Source organism: Treponema sp. Marseille-Q4523 (assembly GCF_016901105.1).
Taxonomy (GTDB): domain Bacteria; phylum Spirochaetota; class Spirochaetia; order Treponematales; family Treponemataceae; genus Treponema_D.
This window is the reverse complement of the sequence record NZ_JAFEVM010000051.1, coordinates 1-11,274: the sequence shown is the minus strand read 5'-3', so window position 1 is coordinate 11,274 and position 11,274 is coordinate 1. Positions and strand designations below refer to the sequence as shown.

General features: G+C 35.4%; 13 protein-coding genes and 2 pseudogenes. All 15 read left to right on the top strand.

Going from position 1 to position 11,274, the window contains the following annotated elements; translation table 11 throughout:
* The coding region (locus JSQ97_RS11945; RefSeq protein ID WP_205076254.1) for a hypothetical protein at positions 1-665 on the top strand (665 nt) is incomplete at its 5' end.
* Positions 666-898: 233 nt separating this feature from the next.
* On the top strand, positions 899-1,255 hold the full coding sequence (locus tag JSQ97_RS11940) for a type II toxin-antitoxin system RelE/ParE family toxin (protein WP_205076253.1): 357 nt from the start codon (positions 899-901) through the stop codon (positions 1,253-1,255).
* On the top strand, positions 1,252-1,533 hold the full coding sequence (locus JSQ97_RS11935; RefSeq protein WP_187419352.1) for a helix-turn-helix domain-containing protein: 282 nt from the start codon (positions 1,252-1,254) through the stop codon (positions 1,531-1,533). The genes JSQ97_RS11940 and JSQ97_RS11935 overlap by 4 nt, the downstream gene beginning before the upstream one ends.
* Positions 1,534-1,636: 103 nt before the next feature.
* A complete protein-coding gene (locus JSQ97_RS11930) occupies positions 1,637-2,155 on the top strand; it encodes a hypothetical protein (protein WP_205076252.1) in 519 nt (172 codons plus the stop codon).
* Between the two features lie 217 nt (positions 2,156-2,372).
* Positions 2,373-2,633: a type II toxin-antitoxin system RelB/DinJ family antitoxin gene (locus tag JSQ97_RS11925; RefSeq protein ID WP_205076251.1), complete on the top strand. Its 261-nt coding sequence runs from the start codon at positions 2,373-2,375 to the stop codon at positions 2,631-2,633.
* Positions 2,633-2,899 carry a Txe/YoeB family addiction module toxin gene (locus tag JSQ97_RS11920; protein ID WP_002681991.1) on the top strand — a complete coding sequence of 89 codons (267 nt, stop codon included), beginning with the start codon at positions 2,633-2,635 and terminating at the stop codon, positions 2,897-2,899. Before JSQ97_RS11925 ends, JSQ97_RS11920 begins: the two co-directional genes overlap by 1 nt.
* A gap of 148 nt (positions 2,900-3,047) precedes the next feature.
* The gene (locus tag JSQ97_RS11915; RefSeq protein ID WP_205076250.1) at positions 3,048-4,271 is read left to right on the top strand and encodes a hypothetical protein; all 1,224 of its coding nucleotides are present in this window, start codon (positions 3,048-3,050) and stop codon (positions 4,269-4,271) included.
* A complete protein-coding gene (locus JSQ97_RS12980) occupies positions 4,268-4,597 on the top strand; it encodes a hypothetical protein (protein ID WP_239447131.1) in 330 nt (109 codons plus the stop codon). Before JSQ97_RS11915 ends, JSQ97_RS12980 begins: the two co-directional genes overlap by 4 nt.
* Positions 4,560-4,792, top strand: a pseudogene (locus JSQ97_RS12975) (integron integrase); the annotation flags it as partial. The gene JSQ97_RS12980 and the pseudogene JSQ97_RS12975, both read left to right, overlap by 38 nt.
* A gap of 202 nt (positions 4,793-4,994) precedes the next feature.
* Positions 4,995-5,696, top strand: coding sequence for a hypothetical protein (locus JSQ97_RS11905; RefSeq protein WP_205076249.1), 702 nt, complete (start codon positions 4,995-4,997; stop codon positions 5,694-5,696).
* 53 nt (positions 5,697-5,749) lie between these two features.
* Positions 5,750-9,004, top strand: a complete 3,255-nt coding sequence (locus JSQ97_RS11900) for a CHAT domain-containing protein (RefSeq protein WP_205076248.1) — start codon at positions 5,750-5,752, stop codon at positions 9,002-9,004.
* 9 nt (positions 9,005-9,013) lie between these two features.
* A complete protein-coding gene (locus JSQ97_RS11895; protein WP_205076247.1) occupies positions 9,014-9,907 on the top strand; it encodes a BamA/TamA family outer membrane protein in 894 nt (297 codons plus the stop codon).
* 379 nt (positions 9,908-10,286) lie between these two features.
* Positions 10,287-10,514: pseudogene (locus JSQ97_RS13160) on the top strand (transposase); the annotation flags it as partial.
* 33 nt (positions 10,515-10,547) lie between these two features.
* Positions 10,548-10,733 (top strand): hypothetical protein, encoded by a 186-nt coding sequence (locus JSQ97_RS12970; RefSeq protein ID WP_239447129.1) that lies wholly within the window; start codon positions 10,548-10,550, stop codon positions 10,731-10,733.
* Between the two features lie 48 nt (positions 10,734-10,781).
* Positions 10,782-11,274 (top strand): DUF262 domain-containing protein (locus JSQ97_RS11885; RefSeq protein WP_205076245.1); only part of this gene is annotated, 493 nt, incomplete at its 3' end.

Below are 11,274 nucleotides of genomic sequence, written 5' to 3'. Positions count from 1 at the left end.
ATTATGATAAGATTATTAATTTAAAGGAAATAAATATTGATTATCTATATAAACAGGCTATGACATGTGAGAAAACAAATTTTGTTTTTGAACTTATGAATTATGAATTGGCAACAGGTGATATTGCTTTAAGCATATTATGGGATAAGTATCAATTTGGCAATGAGGATATAAACAAATTATTTCCGGAAAATATTGCAACGGAATATAAAAAGAACGGCAGCACCATATTATATAAATGGATACAAAAAGAGAAAAAAAACAGGATATATATAGTAAATAAGACTTTTGAATTATTGCAAGAAAAAGAAATGATTAATAAAGAAGTGGATATTGAATCAATAAAAAAACTTGTAAATTATAAATATGCAAAGGTCGGAAATTATATAGTAACATGTGAATTTCTAAGGAACGGACCTACGGTAACGGGGATTGCCTGGCCGAAATATTATTTATGGATAAGCATTTTTAATCCGAATACCTATGATTTAGCGGCAGACGGTGCAATAAGACTTGCACTTCTTGGATATGAAGAAGCGACTCGAAAAGTGGATATAACCGATTATGTATGCTTTAATAATGAAAAGCAAAACAAGGAAGATTTTACACAAGTATTTCCGCAAGCTGTTTGTGAAAAAATTTTTTATAGAAATAATATAAAATAGAAAAGTATAACAAAGATTTGTAATCGATATGCGGAAAAGCCGGTTTGCGGTACAACCGGTTATTATGTGATGACGCACTGCGCCTCTTATTTATTAATAAGGTAAATCTTTCGACATATTTTCGTTAACCAATTTTTTATCAGCTCATGTGCCGTAATAGAAATTCTGTCAAGTCAATCTTGGCTGTTTTTTTTTTACTTGACTTAGTGTATCAAATATGGTACATTCCGTATGTGGAAATACAAAAGAAATTACAGGCAGATTTCTTCAAAACAGAAAATGGAAATGAACCTGTAAGGAATTTTCTGAAAGTATTATCTTCCGAAGATAAAAAATCTGTTGGTGCTGATATTATGGCTATAGAAATGTCTTGGCCTGTAGGTTATCCGAAAGTAAGAAAAATGGATACGGATTTATGGGAATTAAGAACATCTATTTCAGACAAGAGAATTTGCAGAATCTTTTTTACAGTAAGCGGAAAAAAGATGGTTTTACTTCATGCAATAATTAAAAAGAGTCAAAAGACTCCACTGGAAAATTTAGAATTGGCAAAGACCCGAAAGAAGTTAGTTTTAGGAGGAAAAAAATGAATAAGAAATATGTAGGAAGTTCTTTTGACAGTTTTCTTGAAGAAGAAAATATAGCAGTAGAAGTAAAGAATGAAGCTGTCAAACGATTGATTTCATATAATCTCCTCGATGAAATGAAGAAACAGAATATTAATAAAACAGAAATGGCAAATAAAATGAATACATCCAGAGCTGCTCTGGACAGACTCTTGAATCCATATAATGATTCAGTAACGCTTTCTACTTTGACAAAAGCAGCAAATATTCTTGGAAAGAAATTAGTGCTGCAATTGCAATAAAATATTATCACATAACACGGTTTTCAAAGCTGATATGCGGTCAAACCGGTTTGCGGTACAACCGGTTGTTATGTGTATAGTGCAGGATGGTACTGGAGAAAAAATGAATGATTTAAGCAGAATAATATCTTTTTCGGTTTTCTGTTTCTTTTTTATTTCATATGTACTTCTGCCTGTAATAAGATTCATTATAAATCTTGTAAAGCTGATAAAATTGAAAAAAAGTTTTTCAGCTTTCGGAAATGAAATATTCTGCCTTCATCGAGACCAGAAAATTTCAAAAAAAATGATACTTCTTTATTGTATTCATATTATCTTTTGTATTACTTTCGGAATTATTACGGGAACTTATCTGACATTTATAGCTGCATTAATTTTTTTACCGGTGATTTTTGAATTTATAATTATACGTAAATATACGGAATATAACGGAATCTATGAAAACGGAATTGTATTTGGAAGTTTTCTGGAATGGGAAAATATTTTTTCTTGGAAAAAAATAGATGATTATAAAATATCAATATCAAAACAAGACGGACTTCGTTTTGATATAGAAACAGACGATAAACAAGCGGAAATAATCGATTATTTCATATCAAAAGGAATAGATGAAGAGGAATAACTATTCTACAAGTCAAGCGTAATGAATAAAATTAAATTCCACTTTAGGACGGAACAAGGCAGCGATAGAAAAAGATTTATAAAATCGATCTTGAGAAAATATGAACATAGTACATTCGTCTCCGAAATGTATCATTCCTTGCACGTTCGTGCGTAGGGTTTAAACTCAGTTGATATTTTGAAGCTTGCGTAGTATATTGTAGTAGGAGGTATTAAAAATGACTACGATATCAGCAAAAATTACGTATGATGATAAAATAAGTTTCGAGCGGATATGTGATTCTATGGGAATCAATATTTCGTCGGCTATAAATTCTTTTGTAAAGGCTACAATTCGAGAAAATGGTCTGCCTTTTGCGCTGAAAGCATCCGAGGATCCGTATATTTATTCGGAAGAAAATATGAAATATTTGCGTAAAAGTATAAATCAGATTGAAACCGGAAGATGTCAAATTCATGAACTGAAGGAAACTGACTGATGGTAAAAGTTTGGTCTGATATTGCATGGAAAGATTATTGCCGCCTTTTTGATAAACATCAGCAAAAATTGATAAAAAGTACACATGATTTAATTAAAGATATTGAAAGAAATGGTATTGATAAGGGAAAAGGACAACCTGAACCATTAAAGCATGAATTATCAGGGTATTGGAGTAGAAGAATAGATGCGGCAAATCGACTTGTATATAAAGTTGAAGATAATAAATTGTATATTGTTCAGTGCGGTACACATTATCATCAATAAAAAAAATAACCTAACACCCGCTTCAATGCTGGCAAACAGGAACTGTACCCTGTTGCCGGTTAAGCGAATGTTATACGGACCCGCTATTGGGCAAGCAGGGAAAAAATAAAAATTATGGTTTGACATCAATGAGGGCATTAAGGAACAAATGACAAAACTGACTTTTTCTAAAAAAATGAAAGTTATAACCGTTGCAGGAGGAATTCTTCTTTCGGCAATTTTTTTGTGCGGATTTTTATTTTTTCTGTTTACCGAATTACGTTCCGTTGTGACTTGGGCGATCATGTTTCCTCTGTTTATAGTATTTGCCGCAGTTTCAGTTTTCGGTATTTCGGAAGCGCTTTTTTCATACTGCTCTTTCGATGATGAAAACGGGATCGAATTTTATTCGGGTTTTACAAAAGTAAAAAAAATCCCCGTTTCTTCGCTTCAAGGATTTCTTGTAACAGAAAGAGGAATTTCAATTTCATACAAAACTGTAATCAACGATGGGGAAAAAATAAAATCATTGACGGTTTCTGCGTATTTTCAGAATTTACAGTTGCTGAATGAATGGCTTGATTCTCATACGTATAATTTGTATGTAGAGCAAGTTACTCAATCCGTGAAAGAATTTACTGACTCTCATTGTGAACTTTCGGATGATGAAAAAAGCAGACTTTTTCAAAAAATACATATGGTTGCACGGATTTTAAAATGGGGCGGTACGATTATTTCCGTTCTTTTTATTGCAGCTATTTTTTTAGGCAGAAGTTTTCTGTATATCGGTTTTATTGTGTGTGCAGCGTATCCGATCCTTTTGCTTCTGATCATGCGCTTTTCAAACGGAGAAATCCGCTTGAATGTAAAAGATACGGATGTATATCCGAGCCTTCTTTCTCCTTTTTATTTTTGCTCCGGAGCTCTTTGCTTGTTGGCTGTTGTTTTTACTGCCCAAATATACAGTCTGTCAAAACAACTTTGTGTTTCGGCATTTGTAATGCTTGTTATGTCCTTTTTATATTATATTTGCGCAAATGAATCGGGAAAGAAAACAGAGGAAAAGCATTCTACAAAAATACTTACCGTTATCAGCGTTTTATTTCTTATGTTTCTATATGGATTCGGATTTTCCGTTTGTGCAAACATTATGTTTGACAAATCAAAACCTGCAGTTTTCGAAGTTACTGTTATAAATCAACGCGTATCGAAGGGAAAGCATACGTATTATTATTTGAAAGTTTCCCCATGGATCGACGGGAAAACGAATCAAAAAGAAATTTCAGTCGGAAGCAGATTGTATGCTGAAGTGGATCCCGGTGATACGGTTAAAATAAAATTATACAAAGGTTTTTTCGACGTTCCATGGTTCAAAACGGTAAATGCAAAATGAATAAACCTATAGGGCCTTTCGTCCAGTCTTGGCGATTATATATAGTTTGCTACATTTATGCAATCAATAAAAAAAGTACCGAACAGAGCTTGAATTCCGCCTGGATGTTTTGGATTATTCCTGCCGATCGCAGTTCTTGCAATATTTTATTAAATGATTTGTATAATGAGGGGCTTTGCAGGACAGATTCCGACTTCATCGGAAAAGATTGTGAAGACAATGACAACGATTCTCCTGATGGTATGCCGTTGAATATTGAAATGATCGGAGAAAATAATAATCCTACTGCTTCAAAAGCATTTGGAAAATGTTCGTCTTATCCATGAGGCAGACTGCAAGGAGGGGTTCGGTTCTGTGCCGCTTCCGTTTGCCTTGCAAAAAAATATCCCAATGCAGGTAAAATTTGGGCATGGCAGTGGGTGTTTCCTCAAGCTCGCCGATGGCGTAATAAAGAAACAGGCGAGCAAGGGCGCCACCATATCGATCCTTCGGTTATTCAGCGTACTCTGCATGAAGCTGTTGATTTATTCCGCTAATAACAAGGAAGAAAGATGTGATTTTTTGATCCGCCACAATTTAGATAGAAAAGCATAGGTTTTTGTGATATTATATGGAAAAGTCGAAAGGATGTTTAGCGGACGGGCCACTGGCCCGCTTATTGTCAATAAGAAAATCCACCAGCATTTTATTCGTCACAAAAAAGGAAATCTTAGGGGGATTTTTATGAAAAAGAAGAGAATTGTTTCATTTTTCTTAGGAACATTATTGGCGACTGCTGTTTTTGCACAAGATGCAAAACAACCTGAAATTGAAGCAAAAGAAGAATTGAAAGCACCTGTTTCTGAAGAAATGGCTTCAATTCAGACTGCATTGCAGCTTGCAGAATACGGATATAAAAATGGCTCTGCTTCATCATTGCTTTGTGCGGCAGAAATTCTTGCACAAGTCCCAAAACAGGAAATGGAAACAAAAGCAACACAGGATGAGTCTGGTACAAAGGAAACTCAATCAGAAAAAAAACAATATACCGCAGAACAGTTGCTTGCTGATGGTAAAAAACTTGCAGGAAAAGACAAAACTTTACTTGCGTATGCAAAGAATGTTGAAAAATTGGTAAAAGCTGGAACTCGCGGAGCTTTTGGAGGACCAAAATATGATTTTAGCTATGTATATGGTAACAGCAAAACCTCGTACTATAATGTTGGATTCGTTGCTGACAGATACGCTGAAGTAGACATTTACTCTATGGATGGGGCAGACCTTGACTTGTATATTTACGATTCAAATTGGAATCTCATAGACCAAGATACATCTTATAGTCCTAATGCATGGTGTAGTTTTGTACCTCGCTGGGACGGCAATTTTCATATCGTCGTAAAAAACAATTCTCGCTACATGAGCTGGTTCGAACTTTATACAAACTAGTTTTTTCCTATGAAGCCCTGCGCAAACTCACAGGGCTTTTAAAGGTGATACTTATGAAAACTAAGAAATTCTTTTTTATTTTCCTTTTATTCTCCACATTCAGAGTCTTTGCAGTTCCCACAGAAGAGGAATTGTTGGGCAAACTTCATTTTGTATATGAGAATATGTATTCACATAATGAGCCTGGTATCGAATATGTAAATACGCTCGAAAACGAATTAAAGGAATTTGGACTTCCTGAAAAAGATTACTGTTTTTCAATTATCGATACAAGGAAGCTTCAAATTTACTTTCAGCAGGAAGATTATGACAAAGCCATTTTCTATGGAAAAAGGGCGTTTGATATCAATAAAAAAAGCATAAAAAAAGATAATGCCGACAGGGCATTTCTTTTGAAAAGCATCGGAGATGCATACCAGAATAAAAAAGAATATGATTCATCACTTGATTATTACTTTAAAGCACTTCCACTTTTTGAAAGATTTTTTTCTGATGTTTCAAGTGAAAACTGTGCCTCTTTAGGTTTTTTGTATTCAAGTATTGGAAGCTCATATTCCTGGAAATCAGACTTCGTAAATTCATTCAATTACTATCTAAAGGCAATGCCACTGCTTGAAGCTGCATATGGTGTTGAAAGTTCAGTATGTGCTGCACAGTATTCTGATTTAGCAAGGTTGTATAATGAAGTCGGCGATTATGGAAAATCAATATCTTACTATCAGAAATCATATGAAATCTATAAAAAGCTTTATGGATTAAATGACTGGCGTACTGCACAAACTTCAGATTTGTTAGGCAGCTCCTATGAAAATAATCAGAACTATATTGATGCATTGAAATACTATCAGGAATCATGCAGTATTTATGAGCAGCTGAAGCTAAAAGATGACACAGCACTCACTTATAATCATATTGCAGGTGCTTATCATAAACTGGGAAATTTTGAGCGGGCAAAAATATTCTTTGAAAAGGCAATCCCCTATGCTGAAACACCAGGCACACTTGCATCGATATACAATAACGCCGCAAACAATTATATCTTCTTGCTCGACTACAAGACTGCCGAAGACTGCTATAAAAAAGCTCTCAATCTTGGAATAAAAGAATATGGAAAAGAGCATCCCAAATTGATAACAGCATATATTAACTTGGGGCAATTGTACGATTCCACGGAAGAATATGATAAGGCTATAGACTACCTGTATAACGCTTTGGAACTCCAAATAAAATTTTACGGAGAATATCACCCTCATACTGCAATTATTTATGATGATTTAGCTAACGTATATAAATGGAAAGGTCTTAAAGGAAACTCTCGGTCTGAAAATCTTGCAAAGGCGGAATCATGCATTTTTGCAGCAATAGATATTTATGAAAAAGCTTCAAGCAAAAATTCTATATATACAGCCCAAGCATATAAAGAGGCAGGAGATTTATACTATTGGATCGATGACAAGCATAATGCCGTAAAATATTGGAATAAGGCATTTGACATATATGAAGCTTCCAATGTCAATTATTATGATATCATTTGGATTGCCCAGCCCCTGCTTTTTACATTTGAATATGATGACATAAATTTTAAAAGCAAAGTCCTGAGGATTGCGATGGACAAGGCTGAAAAAGCACGGACAGAAAATCCGGCTATAAAGAACGATATACTTGAACAAATTCTGCCTTTCTATTATTACGGTGTGCAATTCGAGCATGAGAGGAACAATCATGACGCAGTTTTTGCTTATTCAGAAGCATTAAGAAGCCGGGGTTTTCTTGAGCAAATCGGAATTGATGCTGCATCAAAGTTAAGTGGAGTAACAGATGCAGACAGGAACAAACTACAAGAGCTACAAAGTCAAATCAGAAATTTCCATGTAAAAATTCAAAGCATAAATGAACTTCCTGACGAAGAGAAAAACAAGGATGAATTGTTTAAATTGGTAAAAAAGGCTTCTGACTTGGAAAATGAACTAGAGAAACTTGACTTGAGCATTTCGAAAAATGTTCCGTCTTATATGGAGCTGAAAAATCCTCGCACAGTTAATTCCAAGGATGCAAAAAAATGGTGTGGTAAGAATCGCGCAATTGCTGAATATATTCTATGCGGTTCTGAAAAGATACCTGAAGCAAATACCAGTATCTCCCACTCACCCATAAAGTATGCATATTGCATTCTTATAACAAAAGATAAGATTCAGGTTGTTCCTCTTGACTCCAACTATGACTACGATTCCTCCGTGTCTAGCCTGCGAGATGCAATTATCCACCGTCCAATGAAGTCTGAAGTAACGTTTGAAAAGCAGAGGAATGAGCTGTATGAAAAACTTGTAAAGCCAATTCTTCCCTATATAAAGGGGAAGAAGGATTTGCTGATTGTTCCGGATGGCAACCTGTCTTTCTTGCCATTTGATATGCTCCGCGAGAGTTCCGATTCGGATGACTTTGGCAAAAAATACTCCATAGGGTTGTCACCTTCTGTTTCGGTAAGTATGCTTGCGGATAGAGCGAAACATAAAGATTCAGGTGTTTTAGCATTCGGGGGCGCATGGTATGACAGATCTCTTTCTAAGGAGGAGCACGGAAAAATTTTACGGAAAAACGGAACAAAGGGATTTGACAGGGGAACTGTACTGGTTGAATCACAATCAAATCTTTCACGAGATGAACTCCTCAAAATTAAAGAAATTGACGGAAGTAAAAAGTATTTTGAAATGAAAAACTTGAACTGGCACGATTTACCTGGAACTGTTACAGAACTCGAAATGCTTCAAAGGACTGCATTCAAGAAGGTAAAAATAGAAACACAAGAATCAGCTTCTGAAGCATCCCTAAAAGAAATGTCAGCCACAAGTTTGTTAAAACAGTATTCGATTTTGCATTTTGCCTGTCATGGTTACTTCGACAATGATTTTAGCGAAATGTCGAGCGTCCTTTTCTCCGAGGTTTCAGGAAAACTTGAAGGGACTTCTAACGAGGATGGTTATCTTACTATAAGTGAGGCTGCATCATTAAGCTTGAATGCTCAGATGGTCTGCCTTTCTGCATGCCAAACAGGGCTTGGAGAAATCAAAAAAGGAGAGGGGCTTGTAGGGCTTTCTCGTGCATTTATGGTTGCAGGTAGCAGAAATGTAGGGGTAACACTATGGAGTGTCGATGATGAAGCAACGGCGGAATTCATGTCAAGGATGTATAAAAAAGTTCGGACTGGAATGACTTATGCGGAGGCATACCGAAAAGTAAAAAACGAATTCCGAAATAGCAATGATTACAATCATCCGTATTATTGGGCTGCATTTGTCATCTATGAATGAGGGAAATTTATGAGACTACAGTATTTATGCTCCAATGAAAAGGACATTGCAACGATAAGAGAAAAGTATCAACCTGATGTAACTATAACACAGCGTAATGAAATATTAACTTCAATTATCGAGTTCAATAAGAATGAAGATGATGAGGATGCAGCAAAATCACTCTCAATTATTGATACAGATATAAGGAGTAAATATTCTAGCCTGCAACTTATAGAAAATGATGCTTCTGCATTCTTTAACAAGGAGCTTTATCCGTTGTTCAATACTTTTGAAAGAGATTTACGAAAAGTATTGTATCTTGCAAAAGCATTAATTGGAAATGACGGAAGTAGTACGCAAAGTTCAGTTAAAGAGGTTGCACATAAAATAAACAATCTGGAACTCCTAGATTTCGGAAAGCTTTATATTCTTCTTTTCACAAGTGAAAGTTTCTATAAAGATTTTACTAAAAAATTTGAAAAACTAAAATCTGATTCGCCCTATAACAAGAAGCAATTAGAAAAGCTTATTTCTGATATTCCAGAACATTCTTTATGGGCGAAATTGGAGTATGCAAAAGAGATTGCCCCTAACATAACAGAATCTTTTTGGGAAATAAAGGAATATCGAAATGATGTAATGCATACTCATAACATTGATTATGTTAAGTACCAAAAGATAAAAAATTTAATGGTTACTGTAAATACTGAGCTGGAAAAACTTAATCAAAAGTATAATCCAACTATAACGCCTGCAATTCTCAAAGACAAAGAGAAATTTATAAAATTCGATTCAACTATTACGGAAACACTTGTGAAACTGTCGAATGAATTTTGGAATAATCCTCATTTTGAAATAAGCAACAGTTGTTCCGCTGGTGATAAACCTGCATATTACCAGTCTTTTTATGAAAATAGTTAATTTTTCATAAAAAACATTTTATACTTAATACAGAATAACACAAATGGGGGCATGATAAAATCGTAAGAGACTGAATGGGAACTTCGCAACGAAGTTTCCAGCGGAATGGAACGCACTACCGATTAGACTTTCCGCTGAAGCAAAACGGAGATCATCATGACAGTTTACATTGGCGTTGATTTACACAAGACACAGTTTACCGTGCATGTGAGAGTTGGGGATAGGATTGAAAGTTTGTCTGAAATCAAGCAGTACCCGACTCGACTACAGCAGTCGGTTATACGAAGTTTCTTGAAAGGATCGCCGCGTACAAGGCAAGCGGCTTTGATGTGAAAATCGGAATTGAAAACAGCTTTCTGAATTGACAGAAGATGATGAGATGGTCGGCCGTCTTATGACAATTCGAGGCTGTGGAAAAATCACAGCATGGATAATCAGGGCGTACACGGAAGATATAGGCAGGTTTGCGAATGCAAAGAAATATGCGGTCTTTTGCGGAATTGTTCCGTGGGTACAGGATTCGAATGAGAGTGTTCGTCACGGAAAGATAACTAAGCGAGGACCGCAGGAGTTGAGAACGGCGTATGTTCAGTTGGTGTTGGGAATTCGACGATGCAAAAATACTTCGGGATGGAGAATCATGCAGCGGCTGGATTATATGAAAAAGAATAAAGGCAGCGGCAAATCGATAGTTGCTGCTGCGAGGAAGATGGCGGAAATCGTGTGGGCGTTGCTCACACGAAGACAGGACTTTGATTCAGAAAAGATGATGGGTACTTATAAGCCTATGACTCTTGCTGAACAAGCCCTTGCTGCCATGAATTAAATAGCTTAGAAAGTCACCTTGTTCGTTGACTTTTTATGGGAGATTTTTATGAAAAACTTTGATACGCGTGTATACAGCATTGGAGATTTTTTGGAATGGAATGCCTCTGATTTACTTGATTTAAGTCCCGATTTTCAAAGACGAGGTGTTTGGACGACTCAAGCTAAATCATATTTAATGGATACAATATTATCAGGAAAGCCAATTCCGAAAATATTGATGACACAAAATTTGAAGGGGACTAGAAATAAACGCATAATTATCGATGGTCAACAGAGATTGCGAACCATTATTGAATATTGTAGCGATAGTTTTTCTATCTACAAATCACATAATAGAGATTATGGGGGAATGCTCTATTCGAATCTTCCACAAGAAATAAAATCAGATATCCTAAAATATGAAATAGGAGTTGATGTTTTATTTGATTTGAGTTACTCAGATACTCTTGATATATTTGCAAGGTTAAATACTTATTCTGTGAAATTAAACACGCAGGAACTCCTAAATGCTGAGTATCTAGGTCCTTTTAAACAAACTT

Excerpts from the sequence above, each read along its gene's own strand:
- JSQ97_RS11905 (WP_205076249.1), top strand. The coding sequence starts at position 4,995 with ATGAAAAAGAAGAGAATTGTTTCATTTTTCTTAGGAACATTATTGGCG.
- JSQ97_RS11900 (WP_205076248.1), top strand. The coding sequence starts at position 5,750 with ATGAAAACTAAGAAATTCTTTTTTATTTTCCTTTTATTCTCCACATTC.
- JSQ97_RS11915 (WP_205076250.1), top strand. The coding sequence starts at position 3,048 with ATGACAAAACTGACTTTTTCTAAAAAAATGAAAGTTATAACCGTTGCA.
- JSQ97_RS11895 (WP_205076247.1), top strand. The coding sequence starts at position 9,014 with ATGAGACTACAGTATTTATGCTCCAATGAAAAGGACATTGCAACGATA.
- JSQ97_RS11935 (WP_187419352.1), top strand. The coding sequence starts at position 1,252 with ATGAATAAGAAATATGTAGGAAGTTCTTTTGACAGTTTTCTTGAAGAA.
- JSQ97_RS11925 (WP_205076251.1), top strand. The coding sequence starts at position 2,373 with ATGACTACGATATCAGCAAAAATTACGTATGATGATAAAATAAGTTTC.
- JSQ97_RS11920 (WP_002681991.1), top strand. The coding sequence starts at position 2,633 with ATGGTAAAAGTTTGGTCTGATATTGCATGGAAAGATTATTGCCGCCTT.
- JSQ97_RS12980 (WP_239447131.1), top strand. The coding sequence starts at position 4,268 with ATGAATAAACCTATAGGGCCTTTCGTCCAGTCTTGGCGATTATATATA.
- JSQ97_RS11930 (WP_205076252.1), top strand. The coding sequence starts at position 1,637 with ATGAATGATTTAAGCAGAATAATATCTTTTTCGGTTTTCTGTTTCTTT.
- JSQ97_RS12970 (WP_239447129.1), top strand. The coding sequence starts at position 10,548 with ATGCAGCGGCTGGATTATATGAAAAAGAATAAAGGCAGCGGCAAATCG.